The following is a 17,242-nucleotide window of genomic DNA, read 5'->3' on the forward strand; positions in this document are numbered from 1 at the left end:
ACCAAACCAAGCCGCGCCCGGAAACAGGCGCGGCTTTTTCTTGGCCCGCGCTCACGGCAGGTTTCCAGCGTTCACGCAATTTCCATGGTTTCTTTATTCCTGAGCGTTTATAGCGGGAAAACAGCCCGCCCGTTGATTGGCGGCCAATGATTGCAGATTCGGAGATATCAATGGAACGCAGTTGCCTTGCCGTCATTCTCGCCGCTGGTGAAAGCACACGCATGAAATCGTCCATGTCGAAGGTGCTGCATCCGGTGGCTGGTCGGGCGATGATCGCGCATGTGATGCAGGCTGTTGCAGGTGCTGGCGTCAACACCGCCGCTCTCGTGGTTGGCCGTGATGCGGACAGGGTGGTGGATGCAGCGCGGGGTGCTGGCGTCAACGTCGATCCCTATCTCCAGAAAGAGCGTCTGGGCACCGGCAATGCTGTTCTGGCTGCGCGGGATGCGATCGAAAGCGGCTATGACGATGTTCTGATCGCCTATGGTGACGTACCGCTGCTGACATCTGAAACGCTCAACAAGGCGCGGCAGGCTCTGGCGGAGAATGTCGATGTCGTGGTCATCGGCTTTCATACCGAGAGGCCGACAGGCTATGGCCGTCTGCTGGTCGAGAATGAGGAACTCGTTGCTATCCGGGAAGAGAAGGATGCGACCGATGAGGAGCGCAGGGTCACGTGGTGCAATAGTGGCCTTATGGCGATCAACGGTCGCCGCGCGCTCGATCTTCTCACGCGCATCGGCAACAACAATGCCAAGGGCGAATATTATTTGACGGATATCGTCGAAATCGCCCGGTCTCTGGGCGGCAAATCCGTTGCCATCGATGCGCCTGAAACCGAATTGATCGGCTGCAACAATCGCGCCGAACTGGCTTACATCGAAAAGCTCTGGCAGGAGCGGGCCCGTCACCAGTTCATGATCGATGGTGTCTCGATGATCGCGCCGGAAACCGTGTTTTTATCCTGGGATACGCAAATCGGGCAGGATGCCTTGATCGAGCCGAATGTGGTGATCGGACCCGGTGTCACTATCGAATCGGGCGCTGTCATCCACGCGTTCTCCCATCTGGAAGGCGCGCATGTCAGCGGTGGTGCGACGGTCGGCCCCTATGCCCGGTTGCGCCCCGGCGCCAATCTGGCCGCCAATTCCAAGGTTGGCAATTTCTGCGAGGTCAAGAAGGCCGAGATCGGCGAGGGCGCCAAGGTCAACCACCTGACTTACATCGGCGATGCCTTCGTGGGTGCTGGCAGTAATATCGGGGCAGGGACGATCACCTGCAACTACGATGGCATCAACAAGCACGAAACGCGGATCGGCAGGAATGCCTTTGTCGGTTCCAACTCTTCACTGGTGGCACCCGTTAGCATTGGCGACGATGCCTATGTCGCGTCTGGTAGCGTCATCACCGAGAATGTGCCCGCCGATGCGCTGGCCTTTGGCCGTGCGCGTCAGGAGATCAAGGAAGGTCGCGCCAATGCTTTGCGTGCCCGCGCACAGGCCATCAAGGATGCCAAGAAAAAGTTCTGACAATGGTAACGGATAGACACTGAAAGTGACTACAACCGCAATTGCGGATTTTACGGAAATCGCTAGGACTTCCGCTAGTTAAAATGGTTTGGAGACGTATATGTGCGGCATTGTTGGTATTGTTGGAACGCAGCCGGTTGCGGAGCGCCTTGTGGATGCGCTCAAGCGTCTGGAATATCGGGGGTACGACTCCGCTGGCGTCGCAACAATTCATGATGGCGCGCTGGCCCGCCGCCGCGCGGAAGGCAAGCTTTTCAATCTCGAAAAGAAGCTGTCGGAAGAGCCGCTACCCGGTCTCACGGGCATTGCCCACACCCGCTGGGCGACCCATGGAGTGCCGAATGAGACCAACGCTCATCCGCATTTCGTGGATGGCGTGGCGGTCGTCCACAATGGCATCATCGAAAATTTCTCCGAATTGCGCGACGAGTTGACGGCAGAGGGCGCTACCTTCACCACGCAGACGGACACGGAAGTCGTGGCACAGCTGCTCGCCAAGTTCACCCGTGATGGGCTAGACCACCGCGCCGCCATGCTGGCCACGCTGAACCGGGTGACCGGCGCTTATGCGCTCGGCGTTATGTTTCAGGACGATCCTGCAACGCTGTTGTCGGCCCGGTCCGGCCCACCTCTCGCCATCGGTTATGGTCGAGGTGAAATGTTCCTCGGCTCGGACGCCATCGCGCTTTCGCCCTTCACCAATGAGATCACCTATCTGGTCGATGGCGATTGCGCGATTCTGACCGCAAATGGTGCTGAGATCGTCGATTTCTCCGGCAATCCCGTCCAGCGTGCGCGCCAGATTTCGCAGGCCACGGCCTATGTGGTGGACAAGGGAAATCACCGCCACTTCATGGAAAAGGAAATCTACGAGCAGCCGGAGGTCATTTCACACGCACTCAGCCATTACGTGGATTTTGCCGAAAAGCGTGTGAAGCCAGCCGATCCGGCCATCGATTTCTCGAAGCTCACGGGCCTTGCCATTTCCGCTTGTGGCACGGCCTATCTTTCCGGCCTCATCGGCAAATACTGGTTCGAGCGTTATGCGCGTCTGCCGGTCGAAATCGACGTAGCCTCTGAATTCCGTTATCGCGAAATGCCGCTATCACCGACTCAGGCTGCACTCTTCATTTCGCAATCGGGCGAGACTGCGGATACGCTGGCATCGCTGCGGTATTGCCAGGAAAACGGCCTCAAGATCGGCACGGTCGTCAATGTGCGCGAATCGACCATGGCGCGCGAATCGGATGCGGTGTTTCCGATTCTGGCCGGTCCTGAAATCGGCGTCGCGTCCACCAAGGCCTTCACCTGCCAGCTGGCCGTTCTGGCGTCGCTCGCCATTGCCGCTGGCAAGGCGCGTGGCACGTTGACTGCCGAGCAGGAGACAGACCTCGTTCGTCACCTGATCGAAATGCCCCGTGTCATGAGCGAAGTGCTGAACGCCATCCAGCCGCAGATCGAAACCCTGTCGCGCGATCTCTCGCGCTTCAAGGATGTCCTCTACCTTGGTCGCGGCACCAGCTATCCGCTGGCGCTGGAAGGTGCACTCAAGCTCAAGGAAATCTCCTACATCCACGCCGAAGGTTATGCCGCTGGCGAGTTGAAGCACGGACCAATCGCGCTGATCGATGAGAACATGCCGGTCATCGTCATCGCCCCGCATGACCGTTTTTTCGACAAGACCGTGTCCAACATGCAGGAGGTCGCAGCCCGCGGCGGCAAGATCATCTTTATCACCGACGAAAAGGGCGCTGCCGCCTCCAAGCTCGAAACCATGGCGACGATCGTTCTGCCAAACGTGGATGAAGTCATTGCCCCGATGGTCTTTTCGCTGCCGATCCAGCTTTTGGCCTACCACACCGCCGTCTTCATGGGCACGGATGTGGACCAGCCGCGCAACCTGGCAAAGTCGGTGACGGTGGAATAGACCCATCCACACCGGTTCAGCTGAACGGAGAACACGTGGCGATAACGCACTTGCGAACGGGATTATTTTTCGCAGTGCACATCGCCACGATAATTCACTTGAAAGGCGGAACACGTTTCGCCACTGTCCGTTTCAAGAAAGTCTTCATCTCCTGACGTTTCTCGAATTTATGCGGATTCATGACCGAAATCCCTGGCAAAATTTCTTTCGCAACCCGCTTGCGTAACAGCTTCCTCACCGGAGTTCTCATTCTCGCACCGGTGACCATCACCATGTGGGTGGTGTGGACATTCCTGCAATGGGTGGACAGTTGGGTTAAACCCTACATACCCGCGCGCTACGATCCCGAGCAATATTTTGATGTCGCCATTCCCGGTTTCGGCCTTCTGGTGGCGGTCATCGGTATTACGCTGATCGGCTTTCTCGGCAATAACCTGATCGGCAAATGGATCGTCGGCTTTGGCGAGTCCATTCTCAACCATATGCCCTTCGTGCGGCCTATCTACAAAAGCATCAAGCAGCTCTTCGAATCGGTTTTGAAAGAACATTCCAGCTCGTTCAAAAAAGTCGGCCTTATCGAATTCCCATCACCTGGCACATGGGCCATGGTGTTTGTATCGTCCGATGCCAAGGGCGAAGTGGCTTATCGGTTCAATGAAATCGGCCAGGAAATGGTCGCGGTTTTCCTGCCGCCGACGCCGGTTCCGACCGCAGGTTTTCTGCTGTTCGTGCCGAAGGACAAGATCATCATGCTTGAGATGTCGCCAGAAGACGGAGCGAAGCTTCTGATCTCCGGTGGCCTCGTCGCCCCGGATTTCGAGTTGCCGAAGGCCATCGCACCGGTTTGACGATCACTCGTCGTCAAACACTTCGTCAGTGGTCGATGACGAGTGAAACACCGGCACGAAGACGCGCATATAGACAAAGCGCACGCTCCAGCCTTTTTCCTGTGCCTCTGCCCACGCTTTCTTGCGCCCCGGTTTCTTGAAGGTCTTGCTGATCGCCTTCCGTTCGCTTTGGGCAAAGGTTTCCGGCAGCAACTGGTTGTCGGGCGAGCAAAGGGCGTAGCCTTTGCTGAAGGCTGCGGGCGGTAGGGGCATGTCATTCATTATCGTTAGCCTGCATGGAGGAAACGGATCGCCTCGTCACGACGATGGAGATAGAGCAGGGTACGCAGATTGCGGCCCCGCTCGCTTGATAGGTCCGGGTCACGCTCGATGATATAGGCGGCGTCCTTGCGGGCGATCTCCAGGAGGTCGGCGTGCGCTTCGAGGCTGGCAATACGAAAACCCGGCGTGCCGGATTGACGGGTGCCGAGAAGCTCGCCTTCGCCGCGCAACTTCAGATCCTCTTCGGCAATCAGGAAGCCATCTTCGCTGTCGCGCAGAATGGAAAGCCGCGCCTTGCCGGTTTCGCTCAGGGGACCCTTGTAGAGCAGAATGCAGTTGGATGCCTCGTCACCGCGACCCACGCGCCCGCGCAACTGGTGAAGCTGCGCAAGGCCGAAATTCTCCGCGTGTTCGATGACCATGATCGTCGCATCCGGCACGTCCACACCAACCTCCACGACAGTGGTCGCCACCAGCAGGCGCGTTTCGCCGGTCTTGAAGGCCAGCATCGCCGCGTCCTTCTCCGGCCCGCTCATGCGGCCATGGATGAGGCCAATGTCAGCGCCCAGTGACTTGGACAGAACGGCATGACGTTCCTCTGCCGACATCAGGTCTGATTCCTCCGATTCTTCCACCAATGGGCAGATCCAGTAGGCTTTCTTGCCTTCGGATAGTGCAGTTTTCAGCCGGGCGACGATATCGCCAATGCGCTCGGTCGGAATGGTCACGGTCGTGATCGGTTTGCGGCCTGCCGGTTTCTCGGTCAGCTTGGACACATCCATGTCGCCGAATGCGGCCAGAACCAGCGTTCGGGGAATGGGGGTTGCCGTCATGACCAGCATATGTGGTGAGATACCCTTGGCGGTCAGCCGCAGGCGTTGGTGTACGCCGAAACGATGCTGCTCATCCACCACCGCCAGCACGAGGTTCTTGTAGCTGACGCTGTCTTGAAACAGCGCATGGGTTCCGATGATGATCTGAGCCTCGCCGGAGGCGATGCGCTCCTCGATGTCTCGCCGCTCTTTGCCTTTGGTGCGCCCCGTCAGAACCGCACAGGAAATGCCAGCTGCTGTGCCGAATTTCGAAATCGTCGAGAAATGCTGGCGGGCCAGAATTTCAGTGGGGGCCATCAGCACGGCCTGACCGCCGGCCTCGACGGCGGTTGCCATGGCCATTAACGCCACCAGCGTCTTGCCCGCGCCGACATCGCCCTGCAACAGACGCAACATGCGGTCTTCGCCGGCCATGTCGGTCAGAATATCCTTCACCGCAGCGCTTTGGCTCGCCGTCATCGAAAACGGCAGGTTCGCCAGAATTCTGGCAGCAAAATCGCCCTTCGCACGGATCGGTTGGCCGGTGACCTTGCGCAATCGTTGACGCACCAGCGCCAGTGACAGCTGACCTGCCAGAAATTCGTCATAGGCAAGGCGGCGGCGGGCAGGGGCCTGCGGATCGATGTCGGCAGCGTCACGCGGATCGTGCAGATCGCGGAAAGCATCGGCCACATGCGGAAAGCTCTCACGCGCGGCCAGCGCTTCATCGATCCATTCCGTAAAGATCGGCATCTTGGTGAGTGCGCCATCGATGGCGCGTCTCAAGACCTTGGGCGAAAGCCCGGCTGTCAACGGATAGACCGGCTCGACCAGCGGCAGGTTTTCGGCCTCCGAGACCTTCACCATGAAATCCGGGTGCACCATGGAAGCCCGACCGTTGAACCAGTCGATCTTGCCGCTGACCATCACCTCTTCGTCCACGGGCAGTGCCTTGGACAGCCAATCACCCTTGGCACGGAAGAAGGTCAGCGCCAGTTCGCCGGTCTCGTCATGCAGAAACACCCGATACGGCGCGGAGCGGTTGCCGGGCGGCGCTGGCTGGTGGCGGTCTACGCGTCCCTGAATGGTGACAATGGCACCCTGTAGTGCCAGCGCAATGCCCGGGCGGTTTCGTCGGTCGATGATGTTGTAGGGCGCGTGAAAAAGGAGGTCGACAACGCGGCTTTCCTCGACGCTGTCCCGACCCAAGAGCTTCGCCAACAAATCGGCAAGCTTCGGCCCGACGCCTGCAAGCGTGGCGACGGTGGCAAACAGCGGATCGAGGAGGGTGGGGCGCATGGCGAGCAAAATCGTGGAAGGGCGGGCGCAATGCAAGAGTGGTCTTGCGATAAACTCGATTTATCACCGGCAGTTTTTGGTTGATGCGACAATATTTCGATAAAAACCGGTTCCCAATCGTTCCTGTCCTGTTCTATAGGAAAGGCCAAGTCAACAAACAGGTGAATGCGATGACAGGACTGGTGCGCACGAGCGCCGACCTCGATCCGAGGCGCAGGCGAATTCTTTATCGGTGCTGGCATCGCGGTATCAGGGAAATGGACCTTGTTCTCGGCCAGTTCGCCGAAGAAAACATCGCCGACCTTTCCGAAGAGCAATTGGACGAGCTCGAAACCATCATGAACGAGGAAGATCAGGACCTCGTACAGATGGTGACGGGCGCGCAGCCTATTCCCGAAAAATTCCAGACGCCGTTGTTCATGACGATCATTTCCTACCGCCCAGATTTCGATCTGGTCACCGCGCAGAACGGACACAGCCCAAAATGATAGCCGGATTCGATGTCAGGCTGGTGGCATCGGCCGATACGCCGTTGACCATCGGCAACGTGCCCTCCGGAACGGAAGCCTTTTTGCTGGCTGATCTGGCACGGCAGGGCACGCCCGTTGCCTATGTCCTCTCCGATGGCCAGCGCGTGGCCGATTTGGAGCAGATGCTGAGCTTCGTTGCACCTGATATTCCGGTTCTCACCCTGCCTGCCTGGGATTGCCTTCCTTACGACCGCGTGTCGCCCAGTGCGCATGTGTCGGCCCGTCGTCTTGCGACATTGTCCGGCCTCATCCATCACCAGAAAAAGCCGCATCCGGCCATCGTGCTTGTTACCGTCAATGCCATGTTGCAGAAAATGGCGCCACGCGATGTCATCGAGAGCCTCGCTTTCTCGGCCAGGCCCGGCAATCAGATCCGCATGGAGGATATTGCTGCCCGGCTGGAGCGCAACGGTTTTGACCGTGTGGCGACCGTGCGCGAAGTGGGTGAGTTCGCCCTGCGCGGCGGTATTCTCGATGTTTTCGTTCCGGGTACGGAAGAGCCTGTCAGGCTGGACTTCTTCGGCAATACGCTGGAAAGCATTCGCACCTTCGATCCCGCCAGCCAGCGCACCATCGGTCAGGCCCATTCGCTTGATTTGAACCCGATGAGCGAGGTAACCCTCACGCCGGATACGATCAGCCGCTTCCGCAAGAACTATCTGTCGCTCTTCGGAGCCGCGACGAGGGACGACGCGCTGTACCAGGCCGTGTCCGAGGGGCGTCGTTATGCGGGCATGGAACATTGGTTGCCGCTGTTTTACGAAAAACTGGAAACCGCCTTCGATTATCTCAAGGGCTTTCGCATCGTCACCGACCACACGGCGCGCGAAGCAGCCGTCGAGCGGTCCAAGCTGGTACATGATTATTTCGATGCGCGGCAACAGTCCGGCCAGACGAAGGGCGCAACGCAGGGAGCGCCCTACAAGCCCGTCTCGCCAAGCCAGATCTATCTCGGCGGTAAGAGCTTCGACGAGGCGCTCAACGCCGTCAACGCAGTCCGTCTGACACCGTTCAACGAGCAGGACTCCAGGGATAAGCCGGTCGCCACGCTGGATGCCCATGTCGGTCCGCGCTGGGCGAAGTCGCAGACGGAGAACGAAAGCGAAGAGCGCGTCAATGTCTTCACGCTTGCCGTCAAGCACATTGCCGAGCGACGCTCCAAGGGCTGGAAGGTTCTGATCACCGGCTGGTCTGAGGGCTCGCTCGACCGCATGTTACAGGTGCTGAATGAGCATGGCCTTGAAAACATCAAGACGATCCAGTCGTTTAAAGAGATCGAAAAGCTTGGCAAGGGCGAGGCCGCCGCTGCGGTTCTGAGCCTTGAGGCCGGTTTCGAAACCGGCAATCTCGCCGTCATCGGTGAGCAGGATATTCTCGGCGACCGCATGGTGCGCCGATCCAAGCGCCGCAAGCGCGGAGCTGATTTCATCTCGGAAGTCGCCGGTCTGGACGAGGGCTCGCTTGTCGTCCACGCCGAACACGGCATCGGTCGCTTCGTTGGTCTTCGCACGATCGAGGCGGCGGGTGCGCCGCGTGATTGTCTCGAGCTGCATTATGCCGATGAGGCCAAGCTTTTCCTACCCGTCGAAAACATCGACCTTCTGTCGCGCTACGGCTCGGATGCGGCGGAAGCCAACCTCGACAGGTTGGGTGGCGGCGCATGGCAGATGCGCAAGGCCAAGCTCAAGAAACGTCTTCTGGATATGGCGGGCGATCTCATCCGCATCGCCGCTGCGCGCATGGTGCGCCATGCGCCAGCGCTGATTGCGCCAGATGGTCTCTATGATGAGTTCGCCGCCCGTTTCCCCTACGACGAGACGGAAGACCAGCAAAACGCCATCGATTCGGTTCGCGACGATCTGGGCGCCGGTCGCCCGATGGACCGCCTGATCTGCGGTGATGTCGGCTTCGGCAAGACGGAAGTTGCACTCCGCGCCGCGTTCCTTGCTGCCATGAACGGCGTGCAGGTGGCGGTCGTCGTGCCGACCACATTGCTGGCCCGTCAGCATTTCCGCACCTTCTCCGAACGCTTCCGTGGCCTGCCGATCCGTGTGCAGCAGGCATCGCGCCTTGTCGGTACGAAGGAACTGGCGCTGACCAAGAAGGAAGTGGCCGAGGGCAAGACCGATATCGTCGTTGGGACCCATGCGCTGCTTGGCGCTGGCATCAGCTTCGCCAATCTGGGCCTTCTCATCATCGATGAGGAGCAGCATTTTGGCGTGAAGCATAAGGAGCGCTTGAAGGAGCTGAAGAGCGACGTGCATGTGCTGACGCTGTCGGCGACGCCCATTCCGCGCACGTTGCAGCTTGCCATGACAGGTGTTCGCGAGCTGTCGCTGATCACGACGGCACCGGTGGACCGCATGGCGGTGCGCACCTTCATTTCGCCTTTCGATGCCTTGGTTATCCGCGAAACGCTGATGCGCGAGCATTATCGTGGCGGCCAGAGCTTCTATGTCTGCCCGCGTCTGGCTGATCTGGCCGATATTCACGCCTTCCTGCAATCCGACGTGCCGGAACTGAAGGTCGCCGTCGCGCACGGGCAGATGGCGGCGGGTGAGCTGGAAGACATCATGAATGCCTTCTATGATGGCAAGTATGATGTGCTGCTCTCCACCACCATCGTCGAATCCGGTCTCGATGTTCCCACGGCCAACACGCTGATCGTCCACCGTGCCGATATGTTCGGCCTGGCGCAGCTCTACCAGCTGCGTGGTCGTGTCGGCCGGTCCAAGGTTCGCGCCTTCGCGCTGTTCACATTGCCGGTCAACAAGGTGCTGACGACAATGGCGGAGCGCCGCCTGAAGGTCCTGCAATCGCTTGATACACTGGGCGCTGGCTTCCAGCTTGCCAGCCATGATCTCGATATTCGCGGTGCTGGCAATCTTCTGGGTGAAGAACAGTCGGGCCATATCAAGGAAGTCGGTTTCGAGCTTTACCAGCAGATGCTGGAAGAGGCCGTGGCCGAGGTGAAGGGCGAAGACGATGTTGTCGATACCGGCTGGTCGCCCCAGATTTCGGTTGGCACTTCGGTCATGATCCCGGAAAATTACGTGCCGGATCTGCATCTGCGCATGGGCCTGTATCGTCGCCTTGGCGAGTTGACCGATCTGAACGAAATCGACGGTTTCGGTGCAGAGATGATCGACCGCTTCGGCCCGTTGCCGAAGGAAGTCCAGCACCTTCTCAAGATCGTCTACGTCAAGTCGCTCTGCCGCACGGCCAATGTCGAAAAGCTGGATGCGGGGCCGAAGGGCGTCGTCGTGCAGTTCCGTAACAAGGAATTCCCGAACCCTGCGGCACTCGTCGGCTACATCGCCAAACAGGGTTCCATGGCGAAAATCAGGCCCGATCACAGCGTATTCCTGACGCGTGATCTGCCGACGCCTGAGAAGCGTCTGGCAGGGGCGGCCATGGTGATGACGCAGCTGGCTGAACTGGCAAAGGGCTGACGGACTGATCAGTGCGTCTTGTCCCCATCGCTCTCCGGCGTCATCGCGACGGCAACATTCTGGTCTGCCGCCGCAATCGATGTTGGAAGAGCGACATGTCTCTGGCGTTCGCGGATAAGCGTGATCAGCCCCGAGCCGATGATGAGCGCAATGCCGACCAGCATCCAGCTATCCACGTGATCACCGAAGATCAGATAGCCGAACAGAATGGCCCACAACATCTGGCTGTATTGCGTCGGGCCGATGACCGCAGCGGGCGCGTATTTCGCTGCATACATCACCAGCACGTTGGCGACGGCGCCAAGAAGGCCGTAGCCCGCCAGGAACATCCATTGTTCGACATTGGGCAGGGTGAACGACGATGTCATCGCCACGCCGCAGATGACCAGCGTTCCCAGCAAGCCCGCGCCATAAAGCGAGATATTCTTTTCCGATGGCCCCATGGCGCGGAAAATAACGATGGAGATCGCGCCGCAAAGACCGGCGATGATGGCCGCGAAATGTCCGGTCGAAAGCTCGCGGAAACCCGGTCTCAAGATAATCAGAACACCGGCAAAACCGATGATGACGGCGGACCAGCGCTTGATCCCGACCTGTTCCTTCAGGAACAGAACAGACATGATAGTGACGAAGGCGGGCAGCAGAAAGATCAGCGCGAAAGCTTCTGCCATGGATAGATGGGTGAAGGCCGTGACCGAGGTGATGGCACCAAGGCCTGATGTCCCGAAGCGCAGAAGCCAGAGCGGGCGGTTGGTGGTGCGCACAATATCGCGCCAGTCGTCGTTGCGCTTGCGGATGAAGGGCAGGGCCGCAAGGCCAAAGAGCGCGCCAAAAAAGGCGGACTGAATGGGCGACAATTGCCCTTCGATGAGCTTCACGCTCGCATCGCTCCAGGCGTAGGCCGCAAAGGCTGCGAATGCGAGCAGAATTCCCTTCAACGTGCTATCGGACACGGAAACACCAAAATATTAGGGGCCGGAAATCGACAGCAGGGAGGCGCTGACGATCAGTTCAGTGCCCTATGCTCTTCCAGCTTCAATCTGGCAATATCCCGCAGTGCATTAATCAGCACTTCCTTGGTCTGCGCACCGCTGACGGCATATTTCTGGTCGAGGATGAAGAAGGGAACACCTGATACACCCATCTGTTGGGCAGCATCAATTTCCGCGACGACTGTGTCCTTATCCGCGTCAGAAGCCAGCAGCTTCTCCACGACGTCGCGGCTCATTCCAGCCTTTTCACCAATATCCGCCAGCACGGCGTGGTCGCCGATATTGCGGCCTTCCTCAAAGTTGGCGCGGAACAGTCCGTTCACGACCTTTTCCTGAAACTCGCGGCCTTCGGCGTGAGCCCAAAGCGAGAGGCGGTGGGCATCCAGCGTGTTGGGCCCGACCTTGATAGCGTCGAAGTCGAAGGCGATGCCCACTTCCTTGCCAAGCTGCGTCAGCATCTCGTGCGCCTGCTCCACCTTTTCCTTGCCGCCCAGCTTCTTCTCAAGCTCTGCCTTCTGGTCCACACCTTCCGGAGGGTAGTCCGGGTTGAGGCGGTAGGGACGCCAGTTGACGTCGACGCTGACTTCATCGAGAATTTCAGCCAGCGCCAGATCGAGCCGCGCCTTGCCGAGATAGCACCATGGGCAGACCATGTCCGAGACGACGTCGATAACAATGCGTTGCATGGTGCTTCCCTTTCAAACCTTAAAATGTCCGCTCCATCTAGGGGCGTCTCTGCGGTTGCGCAAGGCGTTACCTCAAGAGAACCGCCAGACTGGCCTTACTGAACGCGCGCATCCCACCACGTGGTTTTCTGGTTACCCAGAAGCGGCGTGGCCTCGGGGCGCTCTATATATTTCCACCGCGCGACCCACTGCGCACCGATGTAATAGAGCGGGATGATGTAATGCCCCGCCGTCAGCAGACGGTCATAGGCACGCACGGCGGCCTGGAAGTCCTCTGTGGAGCGCGCCTGCAACAACGCTTCCAGCATGCGGTCCACATCAGGATCGGCAACGCCCGCATAATTGAAGCTGCCATTGGCATCGCGTGAGCCAGAGCCCCAGCGGTTGAGCTGTTCAGCCCCCGGCGACAGCGAGGATGGAAGCGAGCGGATGATCATATCATAGTCGAAGCTGTTGGAGCGTGCCTGATACTGCCCGTCATCGACGGAGCGAATGGCCATATCCACGCCGATGAGACGCAGCGAACGCTGGTAGGCCAGCGCAATGCGTTCCTGCGCGGGGTTCTGCGTCATAATTTCGAAGGCGAGCGGACGACCCTTGGCATCCGACATCTTTCCGCTTTTGATCGTGTAACCGCCCGCCTTCAACGTGTCGACGGCGAGCTTCAGTACCTTGCGATCGGCGCCGGAGCCATCGGTGACGGGCATGGCGTAGGTGCCAGCCAGCAGCGCCGGTGGAAGTGTCCTGGCGGCATCACCCAGCAAAGCCAGTTCCCGCTCGTCCGCCGCATTGCCAAAGGCGCCGAGCGCCGAGTTCTGCCAATAGCTTTGCGTGCGCTGGAACGCGCCGCCGAGAATATTGCGGTTCATCCATTCAAAATCGAGTGCGAAAGACAGCCCTTCGCGCACGTTCTTATCAGCAAAGATGGCGCGTCTCGTGTTGAACACGAGCCCGAACATGCCCGATGGCAGCCGTGACTCGAAAACGTCGCGGGCAATGTCTCCGCGATGCACCGCAGGGAAATTATAGGCTTGGCCCCAGTGGGAGCTGTCTGCCGAGCCGTTGATGGCGTCTCCTTCCGGGTAGATGTCGATATCGCCCTTCTTGAAGGCCTCGAACATCGTCGTGACCTGCAGAAAATAGAGGATGCTGATCTCGTCGTAATTATCAGAGCCGACCTTGGACGGCACATCCTTGCCCCAGTAATCCGGGTTGCGCTCCCACACGACGCGCTCACCAGGGCGCAGGGTTTTGATTCGGTAGGGACCGGAGCCCACCACGGGGCCGAGGCCGCCTTGCTCGAATGTTGCCTGATCGATGGCGTGCTTGGGCAGGATCGGTGTCGAGGAGGCCAGAATGAGCGGTGTTTCGCGATTCGCGTTTTCGTTGAACGTGAAGCGCACGCCGTGCTCGCCAATCTTCTCCATTTTCGCAACGCCGTTCAGGCGGCTATTGAAGGGTGGACGGCCTTTTTCCTTCAAAAGATTGAAGGTGAAAATCACATCATCGGGCGTCACCGGCTGGCCGTCCTGCCATTTCGCTTTCGGATTGATGTTGAACTGAATGTAGGTGCGGTCGTCGTCCCACTCGGCCGTTTCCGCCAGCAAGCCATAGAGCGAGAATGGCTCGTCATTGGAGCGCTGCATCAGCGGCTCATAGAGAAGATTACCGAACTCCGGGTCCCAGACGCCACGTGCCGTTGTGCGCATGCCCTTCAGAACAAAGGGATTGAGGCTATCGAAGGTCCCGACGACGCCATAGGATATGCGACCGCCTTTTTTCACGTTGGGGTTCACATAGGGAAAATTCTTGTAATCGGATGATAGGGCAACAGTGCCATGCATCGAAATCCCGTGGAGTGGTTCTGCCAGCGCCAGACCTGAAAAAAGAAGGGCCGGGATGAGCGCCAAAAGGCTTCGCATGTTCATGTCCTGTCGCATTCGGGCTGTTTGATCCGCAGATCGTCACGGCTCGCCCGTCTTGTATTGATTCCCGCGCGAATGTATCACACACGACTATGGCAGGCATCCGACGAGAGAAAACTTGTCGGGCTTCTCTAAAAAGTCAAAGAAGTGCTGGATATCGCCTTCAACGGGATGTAACAGGTTTGCCGAAACCCTCGGGTCACGCATTTGCCTCATTTAAACGACAGTGGAACGGGCAGACGGATACCGGTGATGCTAAGCAGTTCGTCCTGTTCTGCTTCGCATAAGAAAATTCAGGAGACGGAACTCTTATGATGCAAAACGCAAACACATTCAGCCGCGCAGCCTTGTCTGCTCTCGTTCTTTCGCTGGGTGCCGTGTCTGCACCGGCCGTATCGCAGGCTCAGCAGGCGGTTCCGGCTGCCGGAGGTCCTGGCGCACCACCGCTCGGCTGGTTCAAGACATGCAGCAAGCAGGAAGACAATGATGTTTGCGTCGTGCAGAACGTCGTTCTGGCGCAGAACGGCCAGATGATCACGGCTGTCGGCCTCATCAGTGTCGAAGGTAAGGTCAACCGCAAGCTGCTCCAGGTTTCGGTTCCGACCGCACGTCTGCTGCCTCCAGGCGTTATGATGCAGATCGATGGTGGCAAGGGACAGAAGCTCGATTATGCCGTCTGCCTGCCCGACAAGTGCACAGCTGAAGTGCCGCTCACAGACGCCATGATCGCCAGCATGAAGAAGGGCACGGAAATCGTGTTCACTTCCATCAACTTCCGTCGCGCACCGAACCCGATCAAGATCGCTCTCAGCGGCTTTACCGGCGCTTATGATGGCCAGCCGATTACACAGTCGCAGCTCGCGGAAAGCCAGCGTTCGCTCCAGGAAGGCATGCAGAAGAAGGCTGAAGAGGCGCGTAAGAAGCTCGAAGCTGCGCAGGACGCTGCCAAGACCAAGCCTGCAAACTAAGATATCGACATTGAAAAACCGGCCTGAAGTCTCAGGCCGGTTTTTTTGTGAAAAATTTCTGGAAACAATCAGTGAGTCATCGCTGCCTTCGCTCGCAGCTCGCCGCTGGGAGTGGTGTCGAAAATACGGGAAATATTCGGGTTTCTCAGGGGCTGGTCGCTCTCGTCGTGGACGAGGTTTTGTTCGGACACATAGGCGACATACTCGGACTCATCGTTTTCCGCCAGCAGGTGGTAAAATGGCTGGTCACGCTCCGGACGAATTTCCGGGGGAATCGCGTTCCACCATTCCTCTGTGTTGGCATATTCCGGGTCTACGTCGAATACCACACCGCGGAACGGAAACACTCTGTGGCGAACGACCTCACCAATCGTAAATTTTGCGTCTCTTTGTTTCATGGCATGCACATCCTTTCCCACTACAATTTGGGGGGTGGATATAAAATATCAAGATATGGCGTTGCATGGCTGGCTTTCGTCCTTCGCACATGTGCGTTATTGCGAAAGAAAAAAGGCGCCCCGAGAGGCGCCTTTTCAAAATGTAACTGTTACGCCGAGTAGTACATGTCGAATTCGACCGGGTGAGGGGTCATTTCGAAACGCATGACTTCGTGCATCTTCAGTTCAATGAAGGCATCGATCTGGTCGTCGTCAAACACGCCGCCGGCGGTCAGGAACTTGCGATCCTTGTCGAGGCTGTCGAGTGCTTCACGCAACGAGCCGCACACGGTCGGGATCTTCTTCAGTTCCTTCGGTGGCAGATCGTACAGATCCTTGTCCATCGGCTTGCCGGGGTGGATCTTGTTCTTGATGCCATCGAGGCCAGCCATCAGCATCGCTGCAAAGCCGAGATATGGATTCTGGGCTGGGTCCGGGAAGCGCACTTCGACGCGCTTTGCCTTCGGGTTGGAGCCGAAAGGAATGCGGCAGGATGCCGAGCGGTTGCGGGCGGAGTATGCCAGCAGAACCGGTGCTTCGTAACCTGGGACCAGACGCTTGTAGGAGTTGGTCGTCGGGTTGGTGAAGGCGTTGATCGCCTTGGCATGCTTGATAATGCCGCCGATGTAGTAGAGGCAAGTCTCAGACAGGCCAGCATATTCGTCGCCAGCGAAGGTCGGCTTACCGCCCTTCCAGATGGACTGGTGAACGTGCATGCCCGAACCATTGTCGCCGAAGATCGGCTTTGGCATGAAGGTTGCCGTCTTGCCGTAAGCGTTTGCGACCTGATGGACCACATATTTGTAGATCTGCATCTTGTCGGCGCTGGATACCATCGTGTCGAACTTCACGCCCAGTTCGTGCTGAGCCGAGGCGACTTCGTGGTGATGCTTTTCAACGACCACGCCCATTTCGCCCAGGACAGTCAGCATTTCGGAACGCATGTCCTGAAGGCTGTCGACGGGCGGAACCGGGAAATAGCCGCCCTTGACGCGCGGACGGTGGCCGAGGTTGCCCGTCTCGTAATCCGTGTCGTCGTTAGACGGCAGTTCGGACGAATCGAGCTTGAAGCCCGTGTTGTAGGGATCGGCCTTGTACTTGACGTCGTCGAAGACGAAGAATTCGGGCTCAGGTCCAACGAAGATCGTATCGCCGATACCGGATGCCTTGAGGTAGGCTTCAGCCTTCTTGGCTGTGCCGCGCGGGTCGCGGTTATAGGACTCGCCAGAGACGGGATCGAGAATATCGCAGATGATGACCATGGTGGACTGCGCGAAGAACGGGTCCATATGGACCGTGCCCGTGTCCGGCATCAGCACCATGTCGGATTCGTTGATGGCCTTCCAGCCGCCGATCGAAGAGCCGTCGAACATGACGCCATCGGCGAACATATCTTCGTCCACGCAGGCCACGTCCATGGTCACGTGCTGCAGCTTGCCCTTTGGGTCGGTAAAGCGCAGGTCCACGAACTTGACGTCGTTGTCCTTGATCTGCTTGAGAATATCGTTTGCGGTCGTCATTTGAAACTTTTCCTTGAGTGTTTTGATAACAAGGTGAAGCCCCGGCTTTCCCGGGT

The 17,242-nt window shown here is 58.4% G+C and carries 13 protein-coding genes; 6 read left to right on the forward strand and 7 right to left on the reverse strand.

What is annotated here, in order from left to right:
- The first annotated feature begins 170 nt into the window (after positions 1–170).
- The 3 genes from glmU to EKM04_RS03535 all read left to right on the forward strand — a co-directional run bounded on the left by glmU (position 171) and on the right by EKM04_RS03535 (position 4,304).
- Positions 171–1,529 carry a bifunctional UDP-N-acetylglucosamine diphosphorylase/glucosamine-1-phosphate N-acetyltransferase GlmU gene (gene glmU, locus EKM04_RS03525; protein ID WP_183897197.1) on the forward strand — a complete coding sequence of 453 codons (1,359 nt, stop codon included), beginning with the start codon at positions 171–173 and terminating at the stop codon, positions 1,527–1,529.
- Positions 1,530–1,629: 100 nt separating this feature from the next.
- Complete coding sequence (gene glmS / locus EKM04_RS03530) at positions 1,630–3,456, forward strand: glutamine--fructose-6-phosphate transaminase (isomerizing) (protein ID WP_183897198.1); 1,827 nt, start codon at positions 1,630–1,632, stop codon at positions 3,454–3,456.
- A 179-nt stretch (positions 3,457–3,635) separates the two neighbouring features.
- The gene (locus EKM04_RS03535) at positions 3,636–4,304 is read left to right on the forward strand and encodes a DUF502 domain-containing protein (protein WP_174153305.1); all 669 of its coding nucleotides are present in this window, start codon (positions 3,636–3,638) and stop codon (positions 4,302–4,304) included.
- 3 nt (positions 4,305–4,307) lie between these two features.
- On the opposite strand, the gene EKM04_RS03540 is transcribed toward EKM04_RS03535, so the two are convergent.
- Positions 4,308–4,565 carry a hypothetical protein gene (locus EKM04_RS03540; protein WP_183897199.1) on the reverse strand — a complete coding sequence of 86 codons (258 nt, stop codon included), beginning with the start codon at positions 4,563–4,565 and terminating at the stop codon, positions 4,308–4,310.
- A gap of 5 nt (positions 4,566–4,570) precedes the next feature.
- A complete protein-coding gene (recG, locus tag EKM04_RS03545; protein ID WP_183897200.1) occupies positions 4,571–6,676 on the reverse strand; it encodes an ATP-dependent DNA helicase RecG in 2,106 nt (701 codons plus the stop codon).
- A 170-nt stretch (positions 6,677–6,846) separates the two neighbouring features.
- On the opposite strand from recG, the gene EKM04_RS03550 reads away from it, so the two are divergent.
- A complete protein-coding gene (locus tag EKM04_RS03550) occupies positions 6,847–7,164 on the forward strand; it encodes a succinate dehydrogenase assembly factor 2 (protein WP_174153302.1) in 318 nt (105 codons plus the stop codon).
- Positions 7,161–10,658 (forward strand): transcription-repair coupling factor, encoded by a 3,498-nt coding sequence (gene mfd, locus EKM04_RS03555; protein ID WP_183897201.1) that lies wholly within the window; start codon positions 7,161–7,163, stop codon positions 10,656–10,658. Before EKM04_RS03550 ends, mfd begins: the two co-directional genes overlap by 4 nt.
- An 8-nt stretch (positions 10,659–10,666) precedes the next feature.
- Here mfd and EKM04_RS03560 read toward each other — a convergent pair whose 3' ends face one another.
- The 3 genes from EKM04_RS03560 to EKM04_RS03570 all read right to left on the reverse strand — a co-directional run bounded on the left by EKM04_RS03560 (position 10,667) and on the right by EKM04_RS03570 (position 14,258).
- On the reverse strand, positions 10,667–11,611 hold the full coding sequence (locus EKM04_RS03560) for a DMT family transporter (protein WP_183897202.1): 945 nt from the start codon (positions 11,609–11,611) through the stop codon (positions 10,667–10,669).
- Between the two features lie 53 nt (positions 11,612–11,664).
- A complete protein-coding gene (locus EKM04_RS03565; RefSeq protein ID WP_183897203.1) occupies positions 11,665–12,336 on the reverse strand; it encodes a DsbA family oxidoreductase in 672 nt (223 codons plus the stop codon).
- Between the two features lie 95 nt (positions 12,337–12,431).
- The gene (locus EKM04_RS03570; protein WP_183897204.1) at positions 12,432–14,258 is read right to left on the reverse strand and encodes an extracellular solute-binding protein; all 1,827 of its coding nucleotides are present in this window, start codon (positions 14,256–14,258) and stop codon (positions 12,432–12,434) included.
- Positions 14,259–14,572: 314 nt separating this feature from the next.
- Here EKM04_RS03570 and EKM04_RS03575 point away from each other — a divergent pair, with 314 nt between their 5' ends.
- Positions 14,573–15,229 carry an invasion associated locus B family protein gene (locus EKM04_RS03575; protein ID WP_183897205.1) on the forward strand — a complete coding sequence of 219 codons (657 nt, stop codon included), beginning with the start codon at positions 14,573–14,575 and terminating at the stop codon, positions 15,227–15,229.
- A gap of 68 nt (positions 15,230–15,297) precedes the next feature.
- On the opposite strand, the gene hspQ is transcribed toward EKM04_RS03575, so the two are convergent.
- Both hspQ and glnA read right to left on the reverse strand, forming a co-directional pair.
- A complete protein-coding gene (gene hspQ, locus EKM04_RS03580; protein WP_174153296.1) occupies positions 15,298–15,627 on the reverse strand; it encodes a heat shock protein HspQ in 330 nt (109 codons plus the stop codon).
- 149 nt (positions 15,628–15,776) lie between these two features.
- Entirely contained in the window at positions 15,777–17,186 is a 1,410-nt protein-coding gene (glnA, locus tag EKM04_RS03585) for a type I glutamate--ammonia ligase (RefSeq protein ID WP_174153295.1), read from the reverse strand.
- Between the last annotated feature and the right edge of the window lie 56 nt (positions 17,187–17,242).

It is taken from the genome of Rhizobium skierniewicense Ch11 (assembly GCF_023757665.1).
Classification (GTDB): domain Bacteria; phylum Pseudomonadota; class Alphaproteobacteria; order Rhizobiales; family Rhizobiaceae; genus Agrobacterium; species Agrobacterium skierniewicense.

What these genes read in the sequence shown, in the direction of transcription:
- glnA (WP_174153295.1), bottom strand. Translation starts at nt 17,186, where the DNA reads ATGACGACCGCAAACGATATTCTCAAGCAGATCAAGGACAACGACGTC.
- recG (WP_183897200.1), bottom strand. Translation starts at nt 6,676, where the DNA reads ATGCGCCCCACCCTCCTCGATCCGCTGTTTGCCACCGTCGCCACGCTT.
- EKM04_RS03570 (WP_183897204.1), bottom strand. Translation starts at nt 14,258, where the DNA reads ATGCGAAGCCTTTTGGCGCTCATCCCGGCCCTTCTTTTTTCAGGTCTG.
- mfd (WP_183897201.1), top strand. Translation starts at nt 7,161, where the DNA reads ATGATAGCCGGATTCGATGTCAGGCTGGTGGCATCGGCCGATACGCCG.
- glmU (WP_183897197.1), top strand. Translation starts at nt 171, where the DNA reads ATGGAACGCAGTTGCCTTGCCGTCATTCTCGCCGCTGGTGAAAGCACA.
- EKM04_RS03550 (WP_174153302.1), top strand. Translation starts at nt 6,847, where the DNA reads ATGACAGGACTGGTGCGCACGAGCGCCGACCTCGATCCGAGGCGCAGG.
- EKM04_RS03535 (WP_174153305.1), top strand. Translation starts at nt 3,636, where the DNA reads ATGACCGAAATCCCTGGCAAAATTTCTTTCGCAACCCGCTTGCGTAAC.
- EKM04_RS03540 (WP_183897199.1), bottom strand. Translation starts at nt 4,565, where the DNA reads ATGAATGACATGCCCCTACCGCCCGCAGCCTTCAGCAAAGGCTACGCC.
- hspQ (WP_174153296.1), bottom strand. Translation starts at nt 15,627, where the DNA reads ATGAAACAAAGAGACGCAAAATTTACGATTGGTGAGGTCGTTCGCCAC.
- EKM04_RS03575 (WP_183897205.1), top strand. Translation starts at nt 14,573, where the DNA reads ATGATGCAAAACGCAAACACATTCAGCCGCGCAGCCTTGTCTGCTCTC.
- EKM04_RS03565 (WP_183897203.1), bottom strand. Translation starts at nt 12,336, where the DNA reads ATGCAACGCATTGTTATCGACGTCGTCTCGGACATGGTCTGCCCATGG.
- glmS (WP_183897198.1), top strand. Translation starts at nt 1,630, where the DNA reads ATGTGCGGCATTGTTGGTATTGTTGGAACGCAGCCGGTTGCGGAGCGC.